This is a genomic window from Bosea sp. NBC_00550, from assembly GCF_026020075.1.
In the GTDB taxonomy this organism is placed as follows: domain Bacteria; phylum Pseudomonadota; class Alphaproteobacteria; order Rhizobiales; family Beijerinckiaceae; genus Allobosea.
The window spans coordinates 56093-80039 of record NZ_CP102773.1; the positions used below are offsets into that span (position 1 = coordinate 56093).

General features: G+C 61.2%; 16 protein-coding genes and 2 pseudogenes. 10 read left to right on the plus strand and 8 right to left on the minus strand.

The annotated features are described in order from the left end of the window. The first annotated feature begins 143 nt into the window (after positions 1–143). The 3 genes from NWE53_RS27295 to NWE53_RS27305 all read left to right on the plus strand — a co-directional run bounded on the left by NWE53_RS27295 (position 144) and on the right by NWE53_RS27305 (position 2244). On the plus strand, positions 144–347 hold the full coding sequence (locus tag NWE53_RS27295) for a DUF3606 domain-containing protein (protein WP_265055357.1): 204 nt from the start codon (positions 144–146) through the stop codon (positions 345–347). Next, positions 344–586 (plus strand): hypothetical protein, encoded by a 243-nt coding sequence (locus tag NWE53_RS27300; protein ID WP_265055358.1) that lies wholly within the window; start codon positions 344–346, stop codon positions 584–586. Before NWE53_RS27295 ends, NWE53_RS27300 begins: the two co-directional genes overlap by 4 nt. Before the next feature lie 629 nt (positions 587–1215). Continuing rightward, positions 1216–2244: a PAS domain S-box protein gene (locus NWE53_RS27305; protein WP_265055359.1), complete on the plus strand. Its 1029-nt coding sequence runs from the start codon at positions 1216–1218 to the stop codon at positions 2242–2244. A 214-nt stretch (positions 2245–2458) separates the two neighbouring features. Here NWE53_RS27305 and NWE53_RS27310 read toward each other — a convergent pair whose 3' ends face one another. Together NWE53_RS27310 and NWE53_RS27315 are read right to left on the minus strand one after the other, a co-directional pair. Next, positions 2459–2839, minus strand: coding sequence for a response regulator (locus tag NWE53_RS27310; protein ID WP_265055360.1), 381 nt, complete (start codon positions 2837–2839; stop codon positions 2459–2461). A gap of 79 nt (positions 2840–2918) precedes the next feature. Then, on the minus strand, positions 2919–3560 hold the full coding sequence (locus NWE53_RS27315) for a sensor histidine kinase (RefSeq protein ID WP_265055361.1): 642 nt from the start codon (positions 3558–3560) through the stop codon (positions 2919–2921). A 1227-nt stretch (positions 3561–4787) separates the two neighbouring features. On the opposite strand from NWE53_RS27315, the gene NWE53_RS27320 reads away from it, so the two are divergent. Beyond that, entirely contained in the window at positions 4788–4994 is a 207-nt protein-coding gene (locus NWE53_RS27320; RefSeq protein WP_265055362.1) for a hypothetical protein, read from the plus strand. A gap of 206 nt (positions 4995–5200) precedes the next feature. Here NWE53_RS27320 and NWE53_RS27325 read toward each other — a convergent pair whose 3' ends face one another. The 4 genes and pseudogenes from NWE53_RS27325 to NWE53_RS27335 form a co-directional block, all read right to left on the minus strand. Further along, on the minus strand, positions 5201–5389 hold the full coding sequence (locus NWE53_RS27325; RefSeq protein ID WP_265055363.1) for a peptidoglycan-binding domain-containing protein: 189 nt from the start codon (positions 5387–5389) through the stop codon (positions 5201–5203). Between the two features lie 1847 nt (positions 5390–7236). Further along, positions 7237–7347 (minus strand): annotated as a pseudogene (locus NWE53_RS30125) (IS3 family transposase); the annotation flags it as partial. A gap of 1752 nt (positions 7348–9099) precedes the next feature. Next, positions 9100–9905: pseudogene (locus NWE53_RS27330) on the minus strand (helix-hairpin-helix domain-containing protein); the annotation flags it as partial. Between the two features lie 151 nt (positions 9906–10056). After that, entirely contained in the window at positions 10057–10518 is a 462-nt protein-coding gene (locus NWE53_RS27335; protein ID WP_265055364.1) for a PH domain-containing protein, read from the minus strand. Positions 10519–11262: 744 nt separating this feature from the next. Between NWE53_RS27335 and NWE53_RS27340 the strand changes: the two genes are divergently transcribed. The 6 genes from NWE53_RS27340 to NWE53_RS27365 all read left to right on the plus strand — a co-directional run bounded on the left by NWE53_RS27340 (position 11263) and on the right by NWE53_RS27365 (position 19812). Beyond that, a complete protein-coding gene (locus tag NWE53_RS27340) occupies positions 11263–12000 on the plus strand; it encodes an outer membrane protein (RefSeq protein WP_265055365.1) in 738 nt (245 codons plus the stop codon). A 506-nt stretch (positions 12001–12506) separates the two neighbouring features. Further along, the gene (locus NWE53_RS27345; RefSeq protein WP_265055366.1) at positions 12507–14180 is read left to right on the plus strand and encodes a DUF3300 domain-containing protein; all 1674 of its coding nucleotides are present in this window, start codon (positions 12507–12509) and stop codon (positions 14178–14180) included. Positions 14181–14195: 15 nt separating this feature from the next. Next, positions 14196–15092, plus strand: a complete 897-nt coding sequence (locus NWE53_RS27350; protein WP_265055367.1) for a DUF2950 domain-containing protein — start codon at positions 14196–14198, stop codon at positions 15090–15092. Positions 15093–16779: 1687 nt separating this feature from the next. Beyond that, the gene (locus tag NWE53_RS27355; RefSeq protein ID WP_265055368.1) at positions 16780–17100 is read left to right on the plus strand and encodes a DUF1236 domain-containing protein; all 321 of its coding nucleotides are present in this window, start codon (positions 16780–16782) and stop codon (positions 17098–17100) included. A 252-nt stretch (positions 17101–17352) separates the two neighbouring features. After that, positions 17353–18222, plus strand: coding sequence for a hypothetical protein (locus NWE53_RS27360; RefSeq protein WP_265055369.1), 870 nt, complete (start codon positions 17353–17355; stop codon positions 18220–18222). Positions 18223–19110: 888 nt separating this feature from the next. Next, complete coding sequence (locus NWE53_RS27365; RefSeq protein ID WP_265055370.1) at positions 19111–19812, plus strand: ATP dependent DNA ligase; 702 nt, start codon at positions 19111–19113, stop codon at positions 19810–19812. A gap of 40 nt (positions 19813–19852) precedes the next feature. Here the strand turns inward: NWE53_RS27365 and NWE53_RS27370 are convergent, their stop codons facing one another. Continuing rightward, a complete protein-coding gene (locus NWE53_RS27370) occupies positions 19853–20098 on the minus strand; it encodes a hypothetical protein (protein WP_265055371.1) in 246 nt (81 codons plus the stop codon). 3186 nt (positions 20099–23284) lie between these two features. Next, on the minus strand, positions 23285–23491 hold the full coding sequence (locus NWE53_RS27375) for a hypothetical protein (RefSeq protein WP_265055372.1): 207 nt from the start codon (positions 23489–23491) through the stop codon (positions 23285–23287). Positions 23492–23947: the final 456 nt, after the last annotated feature.

Sequence of the window (23947 nt, forward strand, 5' to 3'; positions counted from 1 at the left end):
CATATAGAAACCGCCCGCTGCACTGTCCGGGCTCCTCTACGCGCGGCTCGCGAAATGGTTCCGCTTCTAAAATTGGCTGAGAAACGGGAGCCACCGGAACCTGAAGCTTCCTGGTCGATTGAATCGCCGCAAGGAGGCCCAAAATGGCAGACGACAAGAAAAATTGCGGCCCGCAAGACCGATCACTCATCAATCTGTGCGAGGACTATGAGGCGCGTTATTGGACCGACAAGTTCGGCGTGTCCCACGCACAGCTTGAAGAAGCGGTTCGTGGAGCTGGCGCTTCTGTTAATGCTGTTGAGGCCGCGCTGCGTCGCAAGACGCTTAGTGGCGGAGCGAAGCATTGAGCGCGACGCACGACACACGCATGGATCCCCTAGATCCGACCACCGATGGACCCGATTTGGCGCTGCGCATGAATGCAGCTTTTCCAGGTCGCGATTGGGTTGCAATGCTGATGGAGCGTTCAGGGTATCCGCGAGATTATGTCGAGTGGCATCTTCAGGAGGAGATGGTCCCTCCGCAAGCACTGGTATCCGCTGCGAGCGAATTGTTATCAGAGGCCGGAACCTTAATGGCGCAGTGAGCGATACACTGGCGCTGGAACGCTGGCATCGTGCCCCTAGCCAGCAGCCTAAAGGTTTTTTTCCACGCGAAGGCCCCGAGTAGGCGGCCGATGACGCCAGAACAGAAGGCAGGTTTGGCCCGCCTGAGCTCCGCTGGCCCGACTGGCGAGAGGGGCTTTCACGGGCCGCCGCGTTGGACCATATGCATCAACCGTAGGTGACGCGACCGGGCAAACCATGTCTTGCCCCGAGCGGCGATCGGTCCGCGGGGAGATCGAGGCTGAGACTACGAAAGGCCTCTTCGCGTCCTGGGCCGAGAAGAATAACATTCTGGGGCCCGGCGCGGTCGCCTTTTCAAGCGGCCGACCGGAAGCGACCTGCCACTCCTCTGATATCAATGAGGTCCCAAAGCTAGCTCGGATCATGGAGGCTAGGGAGGTGGCCAAGTTGTTTTTTGTGTTGAAGCCGTGCAACACCTTCTGTCCCTTGTCGATGTCAGGCTTGACACGCAGCAGTCCAAAAAGACCTATTCAGCTGGAAGGGTGGCCAGCTTTATTCGCCGCATTGCGCTTGGAGCGAGCCGTCGGATCGGCTTGGAAAAATCGAATCCCGCCGTGGCACAGTGGTGGTGAGATAGGCGGAGGTTGGGTTGTCGAAGACCCGAGTCGAGGCGGCAGCGCTAGTTCCCCAATTCGCCTACGGGCCCGACGCCCCTGACCCACGCGATTGGCTCGCAGCCATCATCGATGGTTCGGACGACGCAATTGTCAGCAAGAATCTCAGTGGGATTATTCAAAGTTGGAATGGCGGCGCAACGCGCCTGTTTGGCTACAAACCCGAGGAAATCATCGGTCAATCTGTGACTGTGTTGATACCGCCGGACCGCTTGGACGAAGAACCGATCATTCTGGCTCAGATCCACGCAGGCAAGCGCGTCGATCATTTTGAGACAAAGCGTCGCCGCAAGGATGGCTCTCTGGTCGACATTTCGCTGACCATCTCACCCATTCGCAATGAGCACGGGGACATCGTAGGCGCGTCAAAAATCGCCCGGGACATCACGGAGAGGCTGTTGGCGCAGCAGCAGCAGCAGTTGCTGATGGGTGAAATGCAACACCGGGTGAAGAACCTGTTTGCACTCGCCAACGCAATTGTCTCGCTCAGTGCTCGGTCGAACGCGGAAAAAAGTGAAGTCATTGCCAGCGTGCAAGACCGCCTTTCCTCGCTCGCACGAGCACACGAACTTATACTGGGTGATCGATCAAGTGGGTCCGACGGGTCGCACGTCACTCTCATCACACTCATTCGAGCGATTCTTGAACCCTACTACGACGACGACCGAATCCGCATTTCTGGTGACGATTGCCAGGTTGGCGGCAAAGCGGCCACGAATCTGGCGCTCCTGCTTCATGAGATGGCAACGAACGCTGCCAAATATGGCGCTCTGTCCGTCGAGAGGGGCCGGCTCCACGTCGAGATTTCGGCAGATGATGCGCAGGTGCGACTTTGCTGGAGAGAAAATGGCGGCCCAGTGCCCCTACTCGCAAGGCCGCCGGGCTTCGGTAGCCGGCTCGAACGCGGTCTAGCGAGTGCTCTAAACGCATCCATTGAGCGCGATTGGCAGCCGACAGGATTGGTCGCGTCAGTCGCGGTGTCAAAAGCGATGCTCGCCATCTGACAAAACGTGGCCTCGGGCCCAGTATCATCTCCCGCCGTGGACCTAACTTTGCTGGGATCAAGGGCCGTGCCTTAAGAATGGGTGTTGCGTGGTTATGGCTAAAGCACGTCCGACTACTGGTCGGTCTTCGCAATTGGGCTGTGGTAACTGAACTGGCGGCACCGCGGTCTCTCAGACGCGGCAAGATAAACTCGACCGTCGCCAACGCCTGATCTCAGTCTTCCGAATTAAGAAAGCGCCTGAAAAGCTCTAATTTCTCCGCCATGTCTTTATCGACAATGGGCTTAACGATCGTACCAAGGGATATGCGTCTGTATTCCGCCGCAACTTGGGCCTGACCAGTGACAAAAATCGACGGGATACCTTTGTTTATTAACCATTCCGCGGCGTCAGGTCCCGTCCGGCCGTCGGCAAGGTCGATGTCGACAAGCGCGCAGTCCATCACGAGTTCGCTAAAAGAGGATTTAAGTTCGGCAAAGCCGCTCAGAGATCCGACGAAGATATGGCCAAGATCTTCGATTATAGCTTCTACATGAAAGACAATAAGGGGGTTATCCTCCAGATAGAAAATCCGAAGAGGCGCATTTTCGATCATAGTCCCTCATGGTTTCTGCGTCAGGCGTGACAGTTGCCCGCGTACAGCGAAGCGAAACCCTTCGCTATCGAACACGAATTCAGGACGCTCCCCGAACACGCTCGTCAACGCCGCGCGCATATAGCGAGTTCCGTAGCCGACCCGGGCCGGCTCGACGACAGGTGGGCCGCCGCTTTCGATCCAGGTGATTGTCAGGAGCGGGTCGGAATCGTAGGAGCTGCCATGTTAGGGTAATCTGGCCCTCGGGTCTCGACAAAGCCCCATATTTGATCGCGTTTGTGGCAAGCTCATGCATACAAAGAGCCAAAGTGGTCCCCACGCTTCGAGGCACCAAAATGTCAGGGCCGCCGGTTTTGATGTTTGAGCGGCCCATGACGCGGTAAGCCGCGACCGTCGCGTCGATAATGTCATTCAACTGGGCTTCTTCGCCGCCGGCATTGAAAACAACGGAATGCACGTTCGAAAGCGCTGTCAGGCGGCCAGAAAAATCCTCCGCCAATCCATCAACCGAATCGGCCCCACGACGCGTCATCTGGAAGATCGAAATCACGCTGGCGAGGATATTCTTGACACGGTGATTAAGTTCGAGCCGCAGCTCTGTTTCCCGCTCGAGATAGTCCCGAACCTCACGTTGGCGAAACCGGGCCGACGGGCCGATCGGGGCTGCCGGTACATCCGCGGCTAATTCCTGATCGGCGGTAGAAGAAGGGAGTCGACACATGTCGGTGACTGCCGACTCCCTTCAATGGTCATCTTGGCAGAGAACCATCGCCGCCGTCGCTTGGTAACAAGCGGCGGTAGCCATGCCATAACGAGGTAGCCGCAGCCGAGTTCCGCCGCTGCGAACTCTCATGCAACGAGGGAGATCGAAATCGCTCGATTGCTCGTAACGTTAGATCGTGCTCATCTTCAGCGACAGCGACCAAGCTTGCGACGATATAGGCTAGCTTCGTCCGCACCTGCTCGTCATCGGCATCGGGGACGGTCGATCGTATTTCGGACCAGGCAGCATCAAGCGCGGCTTGCGCGAGGGCGAGGTCGACGGGGTCGCTCAACGATGAGAATGGCATAGCTCCTTCCTCCGCCATGGATACGGGCGAGAATCTATGCCTCTCGACAGCGGAGGCAATATTTTTTGACATAAGAAAATCCCCGCCTGCGCACGCAAGCGGGGTAGTTCGTACAATTCAAAGGGAGACGTTTGGCTAACCGAGACGCGCGGCCAAGGTTCCGCCGGCCGAAACGAAAAAAGCCCGGCTGTCCGTCTCTCTGCCTTTCGGTGATCGCCGGACTGCCGTTCCCTAGATGACGAAGACGATGACGATCGTTTGACCCTTGTCATCGAGGAGGCCGTAGGTGCCGAGCGAGGCGGATTGGACGAGCGTGCGGATGAGGCTGCGAAGCTGCTCATTCATGGGTTACGCTCCCGCGGCTGTCTGAACGGGGATTTCCCCGCAGCGAGCACGGCCTTGTAGGCCTTGACCGCGGCAGTCAGCGCGGTCGCGAGGTTGCTCGGCGGACTGTCGCAGAGGGATTCGACCGCGGCCGAGGCCTGGGCGGCGAGCGCGCGGTCGTTCTCCGGGGCGAACAGCGCGGCGCCATAGCGACGGCGTGAAGGGCACCGCCGTAGCGCCCGAGCTCTTCGCTCGCCTTCACGACCTCGGCGTCATACTTTGTCTCGCCGATGAACTGGCCGGTGCCGGTCGCGATCTGCTTCCGGCCGTCCGATGAGGTCTGGGAAAGCTGGTGGTCGGACTGGCAGCTGGTGAGCGCGAACGCGCCCAAGGCGGCGAGCGCCAGGACGAGACGGTCATGATGATAATCCGGATGAGGTAGCGGCAGGCCCGGCCGCGGCGGGTTTCATCCTTCAAATGAAGGGTGTCGGACGCTCATTGCGCGCCGAAAAGTAAGCGCGCGGCATCTTGGGGCTGACAAAATGAAGGGAACGATGCGACTGTCGCTCACCATTCAGCGGGCACGGATGAAACATGCGCTGGCCAAAGCAAAAAAGCTTCGCGAGGCCCGATTTCCGAAGCCAAGGCTCGTTACGGGCGAGGGGCACCTTGCTCCCTCGCGGATGGCAGAGGAGGCTCAAGCGGTGAGCTTGATCGGGCCGGCCTCGGTCGAGCGCGCCTTTGGCAAGCGCACATCGTAAGTGATGTCGCGGCCGAGATTGCGTCGCACTCCTCGCGCGTGATCGTCAGACCTCAATACGGAATTGGGACGCCCACGGCGGCCGTATGGCCGATGCCGATCGTCCAGAGGTCGACGCTGTCGAGAAGGGCTTCAGCTTGCGAGCCTCGCGGCCGATTAGCGCTTCCAGACCAATCGCCGACATCGACTGCCGAGGAGGAGCCGGGATCACAGCGAGGTCGAGCTTGGAACCTGCAGTGCGTTTATCGTCTCCGGGCCAGTAATGCCATCGGGATAAAGCCCGGTTACACGCTGGAAGGCGATGATAGCTTTTTTAGTCTTCGGCCCCGGCTTGCCGTCAACGACAAGCGAACAGCCCAGCGCCCCCAACGCTGCTTGCACGTCGCGAGTGTTCATGGTGGTATACCCTGGATAGCTGCTTAGGCAGCTGGTTGCGTTGGAGACGTCAGATGCTATTCAACAGCAATGCCAAAGGCGTTCTGCTTCGCACGGCAGTCGTGGTCGCGCTTGGAACCTTGGCCGTGTTGCCGGCGCTACTACTCCGATAGGGGGCATACGGGCCGTAGCGGCCGGGCCTCGCGTGGGATACGCGCGTCCGATGGCATCTCTGCATGCGCTGTGCGAGCGAGGCCTCGACGGGGCGAGTAGCGATTATCATCGCGGGAGAAACGGGACCGGTCCAGCTTCCCGGAGAAAATCCTTGTGGTTTTGACACTCGCCGGCGCCGCCGCATGTGGCCTTTATACTCTTCGCAAGTTGGTCGTTTGACTGATCGTACCGACGCTGATGGCTATGATACAAGGCGCACCAGAGACATCGTACCAAACGACGGACGAGAAGCGTCGGGATAAGGAAATGGTCGGCTCCGAGCGAGGCGTCCGCATTACCTCCCTCGCTCTGACCATCGATATTCTCACCACCCAAACAGCCTGGCTTGCCGCTATAGGCTATGGCCTTTGGTGGCTCATCGACTGAAGAAAGAACCCGTCGGCGCGATCAGGCCCGCTGGGTAGCGGTCGTGTCCATGTAATGCGCCGGAGGCGCGAGACAGCCTGTCGCACTAACGACGACGGACCAATTCGATGGCCGTTTGGCGCGCGATACTAAGAACGGGACGACAACCAGTAGGATTGCGATGGCGCGATAAAAACATCCCGCGCTCCGCTAACCCCGAGAAGCATGACTGGCTCATGTGGAAATGGCGCGTGTTCACGATGCTCGCGGCTTAGAGCATGCTCGCCTGCGCCGCAGCTTATTGGGCTGTCGCTCGGTTATGGCGGCTGGGCTTCGGCTGCGCGCATCGGAGCTGGTCCGACGAGCGCGGCCTTGCGTTGATTGCTCACCGGGGCCACTGCTTCGACAGTCCCCATTTTGCCAATTATCCCTAAGATGTGCTGCCTACGGTTGGAGCCAAAAGGCGCGAAGTCCGAAGAGCAGTGACGTGACCAAGAGGCGAGCAGGATTTGCAAGGTATTGGCTACGCTGTCCCGATCAGCGGCCGTATTTGACGCCGGATCGTCGTGAGGCTCTTTCCAAATGCTTTGAAGCTTATGAGCTGGCATGCTCCGCGGCATTGCTCTGGGAAAAATCGGTGGCGCGAGATGCCCCGAAAATTGCCGAAGAATACCGCCGTTTGATTAGTGAGCTCGAAGACGAAATCACAACTGCGCTTAGGGCTCGTCCTAAACCTTAACTGCTCGCGCAGCCACGAAGCCCGATGTCCGGAATGAGGAGAGATTCGTAAAGCCGGCGAGCCAGACGACAAAGCATCGCAGACCAATAGATCGGATCGAATTGCATTAGCGGTCACGATTTTATTACTGGCGGCGGCAGCGATTGTCGGTTTGGCACTGATCGCCGAACTGGACTTTACCGGTTAGGCTCTTCCCTCTACCAGACACATAACCTCGCCGCCGGCCGACCGGTGAGGTCCCCAGACGATGCAGTTGTGCTGATGAGCGAGCCAGACGAACTGCAGAGGCAAGCCCAGCCGGATAGTCCGATCGGGGATCAGCCCTGCATCCTCGATCGTCTTGTAGGTCACTGGAATGGGCTCGCCCCGGCGTGCGGATCTAAACGCAGCGAGGAGCGCTTCCATCGCTCTCGAAGGAGGCTGAGCAAACTGAGCCATAACTCGATTTTGGCAGCTTTACGTTAAGAATGCGCTCCGCTGATCTGGAAGATGCGCGAGACCGTTCGTCAAAGCGCCACACGACCGGGCATTCGCGCTGTCGCCCTCGGCTGCGTTGCGTAGATCGATGCTGCCCCAGAACCCGGCACGCGAACCGCTCCGACACGCCGAACTTCATCATGGCGTGGTCGATGCAGCGACGGCGCCGGGCGGGGCTTAGTATCAGATTGAGCGAGAACGTGCTGTATAAGAGCGCGTATCGCCCATGGCGGCTTAGCTATTAGGCGCCTCAAATCGTTACGCCATTACGGCATGCGATCTATTTGTGCATGGATATATTTCCGTAAACAATTATCGACCAGCATCTATTCATGTTTTTATTACAGCAAATAGCAATCTCGACACCGTACCTAATAGCCCTAAACTGCCTATTGTACGGCGCCTATCGCATTGGCGGTAGCCCGCACATTCAAAGATCGGCGTGATGGCGATACGGCTGCACGGAGCGGATCACCTATAGGCACACCCGGCGCAGAACTCGTCGTCATCAAAGACGCCGGACATTTGGTGCCCCTAGAAGCACCTGACCAGCTCGCCTGCATTGTCGGGTCATGGCCTGATAGAATGATCTGACGTCGACTACCCACGACTCATCCCGGCGTGCGCTCGCACTACGGCGCTCCGTCAGCCGTGCGCCAACGGACTAAGCTGTTCTCGCGAGGGCGCGCGTCGGGGATCATGATTTGGGGACGGCCGTGCCGTCTGAGGATCGGGGGGTTCACCTCACTCAGACGGCAGCTTCGCGTGTCAGCGCATACGAGTTAGCACGTGCTGCGTCGCGAACGCATCGAGCGCGGCCATGATCGGGTGAGTCGTCGATGAAGTAGGCGTAGACCCCTGACATCCGCGACCAAGGACGATCGTGCCAACTTAACCGTAATTGGAGATGTTGAGCCAGTTGCATTGCCCGGCCCCGCAAACACGTTACTATTCCGTTAAGGACTTCATCGAGTTGCCTCGCGGATCAAGCCCAGCCGCGCGTCTGCAATCCAGAGACGGGCTTTGACACAGGTGAAGTCATGAATACGCCGCTCGCACTCCCTGTGGCCGCCCTCATGGGATTCGCCAGTCTCGTCTTCACCACCAGTGACGCCGAAGCCCAGCGCCGTGGTGTCGGTGCAGGTGGTGGTTACCGAGGTGGTGCCGTGGGTGTTGGTTCTCGCGCTGGATACCGTGGCGCTGCTGTTGGCGGTGGCTATCGAGGTGGATATGGCGGAGCGTACCGTGCCGGATACCGTGGGGCCTACCGGGGGGCGGCATACCGTGGCGGTTACTACGGCAATCGTTACTACGGTGGCCGGGCGCTCCCAGCAGGCGTCGGTCTTGCAGCAGGTGCTGCATATTACGGCAACGGTTATGGCTACGGGTCCGGCTATGGCTACGCCGCGCCCGCCGCCTACGGTTCTGGCTATGCCGCTCCCGCTGCCTACGGCTACAATGTCAATGGCGCCTATAGCGACGGTCCCTATGCCACCAACACTTATTCCGGCTGTGCATGTTCCGATCGGGGAAGCGCGAGCCTCTATCCGCAGCCCGTCTACTACGGCACGCCGGCCTCAACTTACTATGGCGGGAGCGGCTATTATGGCGGCGGCTTCTATGGCCGACCTGTCGTTCGTGCGGGCATTCGCCGCGCCGCATACTACAATGACCGACCAGTTGTTGGTCACTACGGTAGGGGCTGGTAGATCACCAGCACGTGTGGGGCGTCAGCGCACGGGTCGCGGTCCTTAAAGCCACCGTCCGAGCAAATGAGCGTAGGCTCGGCGATGGAACGCTGGTGATATGCTCCCAGCATGCGAGCGCGGTAGGAGGTTCGACCGCGATGTCGAGCCTCTGGTAGCTTGCCATCAATCGCGTCGGAGAGGATGTCGCAACGCTGCAACTCGACCGTGATTGCGGCCTAGATCAGGAGCGCATCGACCTCCAGTAGCTTCTCGGCCAGCTTGACGAGGGCGTCTTGCAGCAGCCCGCAATGGCCTTCCTCCATCGTCTCTTGGAGCGCGAACGAGACGCCAGCCCGCAGTCGCTGAGGCTCGGTCTTTCCCATTCCGAGTTTCGCTGCGATTGAGTCCGCCGTGCGAAAGCCGATGCCCCGAATGTCGCGGGCAAGCCGATAAGGGTCATCGGTCATCACAGCGATGGCGTCATAAGCGTAGGTCTTGAAGATGCGGATTGCCCGTGCCGTGCCGACGCCGTGGGCGTGCAGAAAGATCATGATCTCCCGGACGGCCTTCTGTTCGGCCCATCCCGACACAATGCGTTCGGCACGCTTCGGACCGATCCCGCCGACTTCTATCAGCCGGTCGGGCTCGGCCTCTTGATGTCCAAGGTCGCGTCCCCGAACAGCGCCACGATGCGTTTCGCCATCGCTGGGCCGATGCCCCGCATTTGCCGGGAGGCGAGATATTTCTCGATGCCCTCAGCCCCCCGTCGGCGGCGTGGCCTTCAAGACCTGCGCCTTGAAATTGCAGGCCATGGGTATGGTCGGTGATCCAGATGCCCGAAGTCGTCACGAACACGCCCGCACCGATCGTCGCGGCGTGACCGACCACCGTGACGAGATCACGCCTGCCGAGCCTTCACTCGGATTACGGCAATGCCGGTGTCCGCATTGTGGAAGGTCACCCGCTCCACGGTCCCGGCGAGGGTCTGTAGCGGCGTTGAGGCGGGTGCGCGTTGGTTACGCAGGTTGGAGCCGTTCCGGGTTTTCGCAGACATGGTTCGCGTTGATGCCACGTTCCGCCCCGGCTCTGGGCACTGCCGTCAGCGCAGCGGCACGCGTAGCCAGGGCCGGGGCGGAACCCACGAGTGGGATCAGGCCTTCCAAACGGGCCGGAATCGCACGGGCGTGTTGGCAGTTTCCGCTCGCCTATGCGTCGTTTCCAGTGATACTGTTTCGAAGCTCGATGGGTTTGCCGATGGTGCGAAGCGTCTCAAATCCTTCGCCGGTGCCAAGAATCGTCACGTTGCCATAGTCGAGCATGCGCCCCAAGATTGATTGATCGATCTGGACGCTCTCGACCTTGTCCATGTTCATCTCATTGGTCTCCCGCTGGATGAGACCCTTCTTGTAGATGACCCGTCGGTTGGTGACTGCGATCTCGGTGACCCACGAGTGGAGCCACTGCTGGATCAGGAGGACCGCGGCAACGAGCGCAAGGGCATATCCTGCATAACGCCAGAGGTTGGGCATAAACTCCGACCTGCTGAGCCAGAAAGCGACCCCCGCTAGGAGCGCAACCCCAGCACCGGGCCAGTACACTATCCAATGAATGGACGAGATGTGCCGGACCTGCTCACTGGGCTGCAAGACGCGCTGAATGTAGCTCATCGCAATAGCTCTCCTTCATTAGCATCGACAACCGCACCCATTATCAATCACGGTTCGGACCATTAGGGCAGTGGAGAAGATTCTCCTATCAAGCCGCTGCCGCACCGGTGATTCTCGCCACTCGCCTTGCACGGCCTTTTCGTGTGTTCGGCGTGCAAGTTTTGACCCCGTAAGGGCGCAAAAGCAGTCTTGGGATCAGCGCCGAACACGGCGGCAGTCCGCGGCTTCCACTTCGCGAGGTCGTGGTTTGATGCCGTAGCGCTTGCCGAGATCCCTGGACGTTCCGCCAGCGTATCCGAACCGCTCGTAGTACTTCGTGGGGTGCATGGCAAACATTGAAGACCCTTCTCGCGGCACGGGTGCGGGCGTGCACTCGATGGAGACAATCTCACCGTCACCGATCGTGAAATTGCCTCCATAGCTCGGACGAACCTGAATGGGTCCAGGCCCCTGCGGGGGGCCGGGGATCGCCCCCGCCAGGCCGCAGCGCATCGGGGTGATATTCTCGCGGGAGCGGGATGTTTTTCAACAGATCTCTTCAGGCTCGGCGAAAGACGCATCGCAGCGAAATCTATCCAGGACGCGCGTCGAGAAAAGGAATTACCTTTAATCTCACCGAGTGACTGAAATGCCACCCTCAACGATTTAAGCTGGTTGATTAGCCGGCGTTGCCAATTATTCAGCTTCGCATCTGAAATTTCATGTGCAACGGTTAGACGGACGAAATCACCCTAGGAGAGTATTATGCGTCTAGGCCTCGTTTCCACTGCTGTGCTGGCAACCTGCCTGGCAACCTCGGCCTTCGCGGCCGATCTTCCCAGCCGCCAAGCCCCGCCTCCCGCTCCCGTCTACGTGCCCCTGTTCACCTGGGCTGGTCTTTATGTCGGTCTCAACGCCGGCGTGGGCTGGGCTGACTCGGGCGAGATCGTCGTTAACGGACCGACGGCCGCCTCTTCCGGCATCCTGAGCGGTGTTGGCGGTGGCGACGGCAGGTTCGTCGGCGGCGCCCAGATCGGCTATAACTGGCAGTCCGGCGCGATCGTCTACGGCCTCGAAACTGACATCCAGTATGTCGATGCAGGCGGTAGCGTGGCCTGGGGCCGCTATTCCTGGTGGGATGGCCGCGGCGGCGGTGACGGCGCCTATTTCGGCACTGTGCGTGCTCGCATCGGTTATGCCTTCGACAGAACCCTGGTCTACGTCACCGGCGGTCTGGCCTATGGCGGCCTGAACACCAACCCGCTGACCGGCAACACGACGAGCAACGCCGGCTGGACCGTCGGCGGCGGTGTCGAATACGCCTTCACCAACAACTGGACGGCCAAGATCGAAGGCCTCTACGTCGATACCGGCGAGGGCCGGCGCGCCCGATCCTTCGACAATGCGGCGGGCGGCGTGCTCCCGGCCGGAACCTATACCGCAGTCAGCAATGGCGGCGGCGGTGCCGGGCTCGTGCGCGTCGGCGTGAACTACAAGTTCTGAGCGGCACGTTGCAGCAAACAGCCCGGCCGATGCGCCGGGCTGTTTGCTATTCATTCGCCTACCGAATCGAAGGCCGAACTTCGACGCCAGGCGCTGGGCCCCAGGTCGTGACAGGATGAAACTCGAAAGCTGCCGACAGCAGTTCAAACGTTTGTGCTCACCTAATAAATCAAGTCATCATCCCAGGGCGTTTGCCCATGGCAAGCTCGCCGGCTTTCTCTGAAATCGCACCGACGCGGTCGGCGACCGCAAGTCCAACCTGACGCTGAGCCAGAAGCGGGCCGATGCGGTTGCGACGCGGTGGTCACCACACTCGGCATCGCCCCCGCCGGGATTGTCTCAGTCGGCCTCGGCGAAGGGCAGTTGCAGAACCGGGAGAACCCGGACCCCGCGGCCAACCGGCGCGTCCAGATCGTGAATGTGGGTCGGTTCGGATAGGCTGGCCAAATCGTGATGGATCGGCTTGATTGGATGGACTTGAGCGTGAGGACGGCATGCGACACGGAATGATTGCCCTATCCGCAATGGCGCTGGCGCTGGCTCCAGCCAGCACCATTCTCCCGGGCCTCGGCGCTGCATTCGCCCAACCGGCTGCTCCAGCGCCGCGGGCTGCACAGGTCGAGCCAGCCCAGGCCGCGGACACGGTCTTCACCCGTGCCGAGATCGAGCCGCTGGTGAAGCCGATTGCACTCTACCCCGACCCGCTGCTGGCGCAGTTGCTGCCGGCCTCGGCCTATCCGCTCGACATCGTGCAGGCGGCGCGCTGGTTGGATCGAAACAAGGCGGCTGTCGAGAAGGCCGATTTCACAGCAGCCGACGCCATGACCTGGGATGCCAGCGTGAAGGCGCTGATCCGCTTTCCCGACCTGGTCAAGCAGATGAACGAGAACCTTGACTGGACGAGCGATCTCGGCGACGCCTTTGTCTACCAGCCGACGGATGTCGCGGCCGTCATCCAGGATCTACGGGCCATGGCGGCAAAGGGCGGTGCCCTGAAATCGACGCCACAGCAGACCGTGGTCCAGAAGACCGAGGGCTCCAGCACGGTCATCTATATCGAGCCGGCGGAACCGGAGGTTATCTATGTGCCAAGTTATGATCCCGGGGCCGTCTACCAGCCGGTCGCTTCCGCCGTCCCGGGCGCGCTCCTGACCTTCGGGACCGCCATCGCCGTGGGCGCGGTGATGTACAACAACCCCTGGAACTGGGGCACCGGGGCGGTCTATCCTCCGCGCTGGCCTGGCTATCCAGGCTACCGGCCCGGCTATCCCGGCGCACCCGGGCGCGGAAACATCAATATTGGCAACGAGATCAATATCGGCGGCGGCAATATTATCGGAAGCGGGAACAACATCGGCAACGGCAACAGCATCGGCAACACCAAGCCGTGGCGGCCCGACCCTGACCGGTATCGGCCTGGGCAGGGCTCCAAGCCCGGCCTCGCCCGCCCTGGCGGCCCAGACCGGCCAGGTGGCCCAGGCGGTGTCGGTGGTCCGGGCGGCCCAGGCGGCATAGGCGGCCCCGGGCCGGCTGGCGGCGTCGGTGGTCCGGGAGGGCCCGGCGGCATTGGTGGCGTCGGCGGGCCAGGCGGCCCGGGCGGGGTTGGCGGTGTCGGTGGTCCGGGAGGTCCAGGCAGTATCGGCAGCGTCGGCGGAGCAGGCGGTCCAGGTGGTGTCGGCGGCCCCGGACCGGCTGGCGGCGTCGGTGGAGTGCTGGGCGGTGCGGCAGCAGGCGCGATCGGCGGTGCGGCGGCTGGCATGATCGGCCAGCGACCGTCCCAGCAACCCGCACGCCCCGATGTGCGACCCGGACAAGATCGCCCCCAGGGCGGGACCGGGCAGGGCCGACCACAGGCCGACACAGGCAGGCCCGCGACGCGACCGTCGGGACCAGAACGGCCCTCGGCACGGCCGCCGACGGCACAGGCGCGACCAGCGGCGCCGCAGGGGGGTGCAAGGCCCCGCCCAACAGCCCCGAGCGCTTTTGACGGCATTGATGCAGGGCGTGGCGCGGCGGCCTATGGCAATCGCGGAGCGGCCAGCCGCGGCCAGATCGGCATGCCGGCAGGCCGCGGCGGCGGCGGCGGGCAGATCGGCGGCGGGGGTCGCGGCGGCGGCGGGCATATCGGCGGCGGAGGCCGTGGCGGCGGCGGCGGCGGCGGTCGCGGCGGACGGCGCTGATTGGGGGACATGATCATGGCACATCACGCTTGGATTTCAGTCCGGGTCTCGCTCGCTGTCCTGATGATGGCGGGCCCCGCCGCAGCCCAGCAGAGCTTCCCGTCACCCGATGCGGCGTCCAGTGCGCTGATCGAGGCGGCGCGGGCGCGCGAGCCCGCGCCCGGCGTCCTCGATCGCATTTTCGGGCTGGGGGCCCGCGACGTGCTGAGCACCGGCGACGCCACTCTGGACCGCGAGAGACTCGAGCGCTTCAACGAGGCCGCGGCGGAAGCCGTCACGCTGACGCCGCGCGGCGACGCGACGCGGATCCTGACGATCGGCAAACGCAAGTTCGAGTTCCCGATTCCGATCGTCCGGCGCGGCGAGGCCTGGATGTTCGATATCGCAGCCGGGCGAGACGAGATCCTCAACCGCACGATTGGCGCGAATGAACTGCGCGCCATCGAGGCCTGCCAAGCCTATATCGGCGCCCAGCGCGAGTATTTCCGCATGGACCATGATGGCGATCAGGTGCACGAATATGCCCAGAACCTCATCTCGACACCTGGCACGCAGGACGGGTTGTACTGGCCAAGAACCGGACAGGCCGATGTCAGCCCGCTCGAGGGTGCCTTGAGCGAGGCGCTGCTTAATCAGGAGAACCGGGCGTATGGCGGTTACCTTTTTCGCATCCTGAAGGCACAAGGACCCTGGGCGCCCGGCGGCGCGCATTCCTACGTCATCAACGGCAAGATGATCTCTGGCTTCGGCCTCGCGGCCTGGCCGGCCGCGTGGGGCAAGACCGGCGTCATGACCTTCATCTGCGGGCATAATGGCGTCGTCCTGCAGAAGAATCTCGGCTCGAAGACCAGCGCCTTGGCGGACCGCCTCCTCCGCTACGACCCCGACAGTAGCTGGGCGCCAGTCGAATAGAAGGGGCGCCCCTGCTCCGGCGCCTCTCGGTGTGCCAGAGGAGGGCGAAATCGCCCTTTCACGGCCGCAGACCGTTCCCGAGAAGACCGTTGCCGGCCGGGGAACAAGGGAAACAGGATGACGAGGAATCACCTCTATGAGGGGGCGACGACACCTACTGACGCAAAACTTGCTCTTTTAGACGTCGACAGCGTGGGGCTGAAGCTCTCGAGGGTGTCGGGCTTCAAGAAGGCCCGGGTCGCCGTTGCCCGCAAAATCGCCGTCATCCTCCCCGCGAGGCGGGAACGAATACCTGCTGGAGTTCCGCAGCCGCATGACCGGTCGACTGACTTTACGGATCCGTCCCCCCCGGGACGTATGGCGCGGATCAGGCCGTCCCCGAAATTGCAGTGCCTTCGACGGCAACTGCGGGGGCCACTTCGGACGACCCATCTGACGCAAGCGATCTATAGATTGACCACGGAGAGAACCCTGAACCGGCGTGTGCGCGGCCTTCATCAACCGACTTGACCGGCGCGAGCCAGGGCAGCTTTCATCGGCGTGAATGCGCTAAGAGCAGGCTATCATCTATCGCTACGCGAAAGGTGATGTGGCCGATGCAATGGGAAAAGATCAATTTCCGCGCGGCTTGCGGAGCACTGCTCGCCAGATAAAACTCAGAATCCACTTCCCCGTCAGCATCGCCTCGCCGAGGGCCATTCGGAAAAGGTGGCTCGGCGCATCGACGTAAAAAGTACCGCCCGAGGCCATGATGGGCAGACTTGCCGCGAGAATTACAAGCGCTGCGCTGCCTCGGTAAGACGACCTTTCTGCAGATGAGAAGGTCGGGCCGCGACCCTCTTGGTCTTGGCTGTTCGGCAAAGCCCCTGCGGGATTCCGTTCGTCCATGGCAGACTGTAGGAGACTGCCGTCCGCAAAACACAACCGCGCAAAGTGGGTAGCTCCGACGAGCAGCAGACCCCACCTTTCAACTTCGGCATCGGAAGCCTGACGGGGCTCGGCATTCGAACGGGGGCACATTTAGCGGCGCGGCCCACGTCAATTGGGCCCAGGGTTTCAATCCAAGGGTCAGGCGCACGACTGTTAACGTGAACTGCCCGCTTCCTTCTGGCCGCGGGCTTTTTTTGTCTCAGATCAATGCGCGGGTGATGCAACTGCCTATATTTTCGGGCGCACCCCACAGCGGAGGAAGGAGCCATGCCATTCTCGTCGCTGAACGACCCCGTCGACCTTGCTCGGGCGCAGGCAGTTTTGAAGGCCGTATGGGACGAAGTCAGGTCGAGCACTCCTGATGCGTTTGAGCAGCGGCAACGGACGCGGTTAGCCTATATCGTGGCTGCGCTTGTGGCCGTCGCGGAAGACGAGGAAGACTTGAGGCGAAAAGTCCTCGTTCTGTACAGGCAATCGGCCGTATGAACCCGGAAGAGAAGTGGAACTATGCACCAGGCGAGCCGGCAGTGTCCGATCGGCGCGTAGGACAGGGAAATCAGTAGCGGCCGTCCGTTCACCTGCGCACGACGACGGACATCGGCTCGGAGCTCCAAAGGGGCCGGGCCTCTTGCTTCCGCCGCTAGCAAAGATGCATCGCCGGTCATGGCCAGATTTTGCTTTTTCCAGTTAGGAACTGAGATGAGGCGCCCACGTTGATGGCCCGTCGCACCAAGGTGCGTAAATCGGAGGAACCATCATGAAACACACGATTCTTGGAATGGTCGCGGCCTCTGCGCTTATCGCCAGCTCGGCCGCCTTTGCCCAGACCAGCACTCAGATCACGATCGGTCAACCCGAGCAGACCCGGATCAAAGAGTACGTGGTCAAGGAGAATGTGAAGCCCGTCATGGTCAAGGAGAAGGTCACGGTCGGCGCGACCCTTCCGGCCGATGTCGAGCTTCGTGCGGCCCCTACCGATTGGGGACCGGACGTCAGCAAATATCGCTACGTTTACACCGACAACCATGTCGTGCTGGTCGAGCCGTCGAGCCGGCGCATCGTTCATATCGTCGAGTGATCGAGATCTTCCGGAGCCGGGTTTCAAACCCGGCTTCAGTCTATCCCCGCCATCGCTGGGACCGCATTTTGCCTGCACCTCAGCAGCGGCGGGGTGTTGTCAGGTTTCCAGATATAATGATTTCCGGAATTCAAATCAGTCTTTCGGAATAACTTCATAGGAGGCACTAATGAACGGCGTGATTTATATTGTCGGTCTTATTGTTGTAGTACTCGTTGTCCTGTCGTTCCTCGGTCTTCGATAGGAATCGCCATGTCCATATCTGGAACTGACGTTGTCGTTGCCCCTGTGAGCGTCAACAAGGAGAACCGCTCCTATGTGCAGTGGGGGCCGATCCTCGGTGGCGCGGTCATCGCCACCGCCATCTCGACCATCATGACGGTCTTCGGCTCGGCGATCGGGCTGTCGATGGTCTCCGCCGATTTCGAGAGGAGTTCCAGCGCCACCGCACTGGCGATTGCGGGCGGCTTGTGGGCGCTTTTGGTCATGGCCTCAGCCACGATGGCCGGCGGGTATCTCGCAGGCCGCATGCGCCACCCCAGCTTCGATGCCAATGGCGAGGAGTGTAAGGTGCGCGATGCCACCCATGGCCTGCTCGTCTGGGCAACCGGCGCGCTTCTGATCTCCGTGGTCGCAACCTCCTCGCTCTTCGGCGCAGCGAAGACGGCGGCCAGGGGCGTCGGCAACGCCAGCTCAGGCGTGGCATCGCCGGTTTCGCAGAATGTCGACCCGCTCGCCATGGCGCTCGACAACGTCATGCGTTCGAACGGCCAGCAGCCGCCGACGGCGCAGGAACGCGACGAAGCCAGCCGAATACTCGTCAACGCACTCGCGAACGGCAAGATCGAGCAGGGCGACCGGGGTTATCTGGTATCGCGACTGGCTGCGCGCGCCGGCATCGGCGAGCAGGATGCGCAGAAGCGCATCGACGATACCTATGCGAGGCTCTCGCAGGCCAAGGAAACCGCCAAGCAGGCAGCGGAGCGTGCGCGCAGGATTGCTGTTTTGACCGCGTTCCTCACAGCGGCTGCGCTGCTGCTGGGGGCGGCGGCCGCTTCCGGGGCCGCGACGCTCGGGGGCGAGCATCGCGACGACAGCCTTCGGATCGACCCCGCTGTCTGACTGACGCGCAGGAGCGCTCGCCTCTCAAACATACCGCTCCCGTCTGCTTGCACGGGAGCGGCCAAAACACGCGTTCTTATAGCCGGTGGTTGGCGCGCCAAATTTCGACATGGAGAACAAGCTGAATCAGTTAAGCGCTCCTCTGCCGTGCCTTCCAAGGCGCCAGTTAGCTCTTGGATAGGCTCCAACCCGGCGTCATAGTCAGCCCGCGATTTGATCCTTGCTTCCATGGGCAGTAATCCCGGCGGACGCTATTTAGTTTCGACTTGCTTCCACGCTTTCCGCTACTCTCAAGACGCTCCTCCGACCATTGCGCTCGATCCCGTGGCCATAGCTCTCTGATCCGCTCTTTGGCGGCCGGCGCTTCGCGGCTGAGCTTGACGGAAGCACTCAACCGCTTGGCCAATAATTCAGCCGCTTTGAGCGTTTCGAACAGATCGGGCGACTGTCCGTAAGTGGCGCCCGGCACATCCCGCGCAAGAACAGCTCTTGGCGCGACTTGTTCCTTTCGGTGCTGATTTGAACGATTTCGTAGATCCGCGGGGGACCCTCGCTGGCTCTCCTTAGCTGGTGGCGCCCTTTTTGTTTCGAGACTGTCTCCGCCCGCTGGCTTTTTGCCGCGGGCTTTCTCGTTTGGATCAAATCTTGCAACCGGGGCCGGGATTGCCTCAGGTTCGGTCGCGGCGGAGGAAGCAGCCATACCCTTCTCATCGATGAACGACCCCGTTGATCTGGCTCGGGCGCAGGCGGCTTTGGAGACGGCGTGGAACGAAATCAGGCCTACAGTTGCCGCTGAGGATGCTGCGAAGGAGCGGGCGAAGCTGGCCTATATCGTGGCGGGCCTGGTTGCCGTTGTGGAAGACAGGAAGAATCTGCGGAAACGCGTCGTTGAGCGATACCAACAAACATCACTCGCTTAGAGATCGGTTTGGCGCTCTCCAGAAGGCGCTTGGCGGGCGAGGCGGCAAGCGCTCGGCAGCGAGCGCGATGCTCTATGCCTTCGACCTGCTTTATCTCAACGGCCACGACCTCCGTTCACTCAGCCTCGATGAGCGCCGGGCGATGTGGGAGGATGGTCTCGTCTCCCAGCCGCACGGCTCGATCCGGCTCAGCCAGGAGATCAACACGGAGGGCGCTCCGTTTCTCAAGCTCGCCTGCGAGCTGGGCCTTGAGGCATCATGGCCAAACGCCGATCGGCCCCTTATCGATCAGGACGGGGCGGCGAATGGCTCAAGATCAAGTGCGTCCAGTCTCCATCATCGGATACGAACCTCGACCGCGGCACTCGGCGGGATTGGCCGGCTGCTGCTGGCCGCTCGCAAAGCCGGCAAGCTGGTCTATGTCGGCAGCGTCGGCACCGGCTTCAGCCACACCAGCGCGACGGCAGTGCGCAAGCAGATGGACGAACTCGTTATCCTGAAGCCGGCGATCAGCCGGAGTGGGCGTCGCCAGGCCTATCGCTGGTTAAAGCCGGCGCTGGTGGCGGAAGTCGAGTTCCGTGCGTGGACCGACGACCTCAAGCTTGGACACGCGTCGTTCAAGGGCCTGCGCGAGGATGCCGATGTCGCTGAGGTCTTCGAGCTGACCTAAATCCTGATGCGGCCTGCCCACGTCCTCAGCCTGGCTCGGCCTATTTTTGCGGAGGTACCGGTCCTTCAGCCAGCGTGTCTTCGCCAAAACCGCACGATGGCGCGTCGTCGATTTCGCATCTGCCGATCACGAGCTGGGCGCCGTCAGGGCCGCGCACGGAGTAATGCTGCTCACCATTACAGTTCGGCAAAAGCTGGATCATCTCGAAAGGGCCAGGGCGGAGCGCACCGGCAAAGTTGCGCTGGAGATCGACAAAATCCCCCAGTTGATACTCCGCCCCGATCACGATTTTTCGCGCTGTGGCCTCAGACTTAGTCGGACGCACTCCGGCCCGACGCCGTTTCAGGGAGGGCCATCGCCACGCATCGTGGCGAGCGAATCCTTTTAGACCTTCACGGCGTCGGCGATTGCCGCCATCTCGTTCCCTTGCCGCCGTTGGTGAAGCCCATGAGTTCCTGCGCGCGATCGAGGGCGGCGCGCAGTTCCTCTTCGTTGCGGATCATCAATCGGCTCATGGGTGCTTAAGGGGCTCAGTAGCGCTTCGTTCCCAGCCCCTGCACCCGGTATAACCGTCGCGCCGATGGTGACGCCTTATCTACATTTTGTAGACGGCGACGTTTGCCCGGCCTAACCTCGATTTGCCGAGACTCGGCAGGAACGCCACCGCTGCACAGCCTCCCAGCCAAGCCTCAGCGGTGGCGTTTTGCTGTGTGCCTCCCGCCGCATGGGAGCCACCGCCAAGCGCCTTTAGAACATGATCGGCATCATTGAGCCGACCGCGCAATTGCAGCGCAATCCGCGCGCTGCATTGGTGTTAGAGCGCGTTGCGTCCGCTGCTTGTTGCTTTGCGCCAAAAAGTTGCTTGCCCCTGCTCCGGGGGGATTTATCGACGCGCGCTGCCTCGCCCCATAGCCTGTGCCGTGCTCAGGTTATGATTGCGAAGCGGGCCGGGGGCGGTTGGCAACCTTGTTATTCCTTGTCAGACGCGATGCAGTCTTCTCTCGCACCGCTCCGCCCCGCTGCCTGCTCCGCACACTCCCTTACCCATGGAGTGCTCCGTTGCCCCGACCGCTCCCTTCACACGAGAGGGGTCACAGGACCGATCCCGGCTCTTTCGGCCAGTCCTTATGCGCCTGCGCCACGATCTCATCCGCGATACTCCGCGCAAGTGGTTGATTTATATGGCGCTCCCTAGGGGAAGGGGCGTCTGACCACAAAACTACCGAAAATTACGGCACTCGCGACAGCTCATCATGGGCGATGTATGACACTTTGCCTGCCAATTCGTCACGTTCTTTTTCAGACCCCCGGTTCGGCCGCCCCCGCATCCTTGGGATGCAAACTCTGCATCTGTCGAGATGCAAAGCCTGCATCCTTAGCTACGCTCGCCGGGCCACCGTGATTCGCCGGATATCCTTCACGACCTGCTCTGCCGGCGCTTTCTCCGGCCCGGAGTTCGCTGGCGCGGTACTTCGGTTCTGTCTCATCTGCGCTCCTGAATGGCTGCGATGATCCAGAAATCCTCCCCTCCTGAAAACCCATAAATGGTCTCAAGGGCGCTACGGCAGACAGGCGCCCGGCTTCGCCAATTTTGGCGATATTGTCGAGGTCGTCGCCTGCAACCTGAAGAACCGCTGCGACGTGAAGCGCGAGGACGGGGAGACGGCCTACGTCGCACTCACTTGCGGCGCTCCAAAGCTCGAATTGATCACACGCCCTGCCAAGGAGAACAAGGGCCATGGCTGAGAAGTAGAGCCCAGTTAGCATAAAGCACTCTCTCGGCTTTCGATGGAGTCTACGCTATTGTTCGAGACCGCTGACCGCCGCCGCTCGGCTGGTGATGAAAGGTTAGGGATGAGCAACGTCGTTCGCGAGACCTTCGCTTATTACATCGCAGAGAGCGAGAACGGCTTGTGCAAGGTGCCTTGGTTGCCGATGACATGGCACAGAGCTACGCCGCCCTCGAAGCCCGCGCCCTAGCCGCCGAAGCCGCGCTCGCTGCGGAGAGGGTACGATGCGCAAAATGCCTTGATGAGTGAGCCGCGTTTTATCGGGCTAGGGCCGACTAAGCGACCGACCCAGCATTGGCCGACGAGCGGATTTACGGTGCAGAGGCTTGCGAGAATGCAGCCGCAGCCATCCGCTCTCAGGACACCCCATGATCCGCGCCAACGGCTTCATCATCGCTCTTGCGTTTGTGGCTCTGATGTTCGTAGCGGTCTATGGGTAGCTGACAGGGGCTTGGCGATGGGACCAGGAGGCACAGCCGTCTCTTGCAGGGTGAACGCTTGCGCTGCTAGGTTCCGTTGCGTCATTCGCTCGAAGATTGATCATGACTGCGCGAGAAGCATTGGAACTGCGTCTGGCCAAAGGCGAGATGACTGAAGCCGATTTTGATCGGCTGGCCGCTCGTCTTTCTCCTGAACCCGTCCCATAGCTTCAGCGCCGCCTACAGTTCCGGAGAAACCGGCGGCCAAATCCGGCCTTTTCGGCTGGGCCACGATGGGCGGGATCGCGCTCATCGGCATTATAGCTTTCGCGCGATTTGGCGGGGGCGCGACCTCAACAACGCTCGAAGAGAGCAAGCAGCTAAATTCGAGCAAGCCGTCAGTCGTCTATACAGTCCCACATCGCGGTGGAGTGATGCAGGTCGAAATCAAAACTTCTGGGCCTCTTGATTTTGCGCTTCTGCCGACTGAAGCAGATTCGGCATCCCCCACGGGCCGCACAAATACATCGCGCCTTTCTACGGGTTGGCCAGCATGGGAAGTCGATGAAAGCAAACGTCGCGGCAGGCAAATACTTTTTCGAAGTGAACGCTGATCGCCATTCGAAGCCTGTTAATTTTTCGATCAGGGTAGCTCAGTAACCTCGCGCTTCTTCTTCACCCCGCGCCCCCGATATCGAGCTCGGATGGTCACGCTGAAACCCGCGACGCCTGCCTCCCGACCTTCCGCAACGGCGCTACCTGACCTACATTGGCGAAGAAGGTTGGGCGGCCCACGTCGAGCACATGAGATTGCTGGGAACTCGGAGCGGAACGAAACGCTACTGAGTCCGTTAAGCGCCCATGAGCCGGTTGGTGATCCGCAACGAAGACGAACTGAGCGCTGCGTTGGAGCGCGCCCGGGATCTGGTGGGTTCACGAACGGCAGCGACGAAGGCAGCGCCCGATCGCCGGTAGCCATGGAATTCAAAAGCGGCCGTTCGCCAGCAGGCGACGACGGTTGTAGGCCTGGCACTCCGCAATGAGCCGGCCCTTTTTTGTTTCAGGAGCCCGTTGTGGGCGCTTCGGAACGATTCGGGCTCCATCGTGGGGGGCTGTCAAATGCCCGGTGCGCCTACTCGGAAATCGTCAGAAGCCGGCCGGCCGCGATGCCTATTCAGCCTGTTTTGCTTCCCGCCCCGATGCCTTCTGCTCAACGCACTTGAGGCGCGTGGCCGCCGTCTTGGGAAGCCCCTCAGCCTGTAGTCACAATAGGAATTCCTCTGGTCGAACGATCTGAAGGGCTCGGCCTCGGGCAAGCCATGCATTCATGACATTGAGCGCAGCCTCGTGCCACACCTCGTAGTCGCCCGGCATATCGTCATGGTCGTGAGCAAGCTCCCATAGGCGGTGAAGATCTTCGGGCTCGTACCAAGGCAAGGCGACGGTGTAGGCCTCAACGGTCGGCTTCATTTCTTTCGTCGCGCTCGTACGGGGCACGCCAAAACGTTCCACAGTCGGGGACGAGATTCTGTCTCCGCGAGCCCTCTGGAGTCAACCGACTGGCGGGATGTTAGGGAACGGAGCTCCTCTTTGGCTTCGGAGCTGAAGACCACGTGGCTCCGAACCCTCAATGCCATGCGTTGAGCCCCTTCAACGACGTCGTCGATATCAGGCGACTGGCTATAAAGAGGGCCCGTCCCATCGCGGAAGGCCAATCTGGGCCAATACGCCAAACTGTTAGGGTCCGAACAATCTGCCGGATTACCTCCAGAGGGCGAAAGAATAGCACTCCCTACTTTAGTTCAGACCCCGTAAAAGGAGGTTTAGACCACTGCAGCGGAACGAAACATTCCGCCCGTCTTTTACAACTCTGTTAGTTGCGGAGGTTGTATAATGTGTGACTGTCGGGCTGTCAGAGGCGCGCCT

Coding starts and splice junctions, on each gene's coding strand:
- NWE53_RS27350 (WP_265055367.1), top strand. CDS start 14,196: ATGGCACATCACGCTTGGATTTCAGTCCGGGTCTCGCTCGCTGTCCTG.
- NWE53_RS27295 (WP_265055357.1), top strand. CDS start 144: ATGGCAGACGACAAGAAAAATTGCGGCCCGCAAGACCGATCACTCATC.
- NWE53_RS27320 (WP_265055362.1), top strand. CDS start 4,788: ATGCGACTGTCGCTCACCATTCAGCGGGCACGGATGAAACATGCGCTG.
- NWE53_RS27375 (WP_265055372.1), bottom strand. CDS start 23,491: ATGAAGCCGACCGTTGAGGCCTACACCGTCGCCTTGCCTTGGTACGAG.
- NWE53_RS27315 (WP_265055361.1), bottom strand. CDS start 3,560: ATGTGTCGACTCCCTTCTTCTACCGCCGATCAGGAATTAGCCGCGGAT.
- NWE53_RS27345 (WP_265055366.1), top strand. CDS start 12,507: ATGATTGCCCTATCCGCAATGGCGCTGGCGCTGGCTCCAGCCAGCACC.
- NWE53_RS27310 (WP_265055360.1), bottom strand. CDS start 2,839: ATGATCGAAAATGCGCCTCTTCGGATTTTCTATCTGGAGGATAACCCC.
- NWE53_RS27335 (WP_265055364.1), bottom strand. CDS start 10,518: ATGAGCTACATTCAGCGCGTCTTGCAGCCCAGTGAGCAGGTCCGGCAC.
- NWE53_RS27355 (WP_265055368.1), top strand. CDS start 16,780: ATGAAACACACGATTCTTGGAATGGTCGCGGCCTCTGCGCTTATCGCC.
- NWE53_RS27360 (WP_265055369.1), top strand. CDS start 17,353: ATGTCCATATCTGGAACTGACGTTGTCGTTGCCCCTGTGAGCGTCAAC.
- NWE53_RS27340 (WP_265055365.1), top strand. CDS start 11,263: ATGCGTCTAGGCCTCGTTTCCACTGCTGTGCTGGCAACCTGCCTGGCA.
- NWE53_RS27325 (WP_265055363.1), bottom strand. CDS start 5,389: ATGAACACTCGCGACGTGCAAGCAGCGTTGGGGGCGCTGGGCTGTTCG.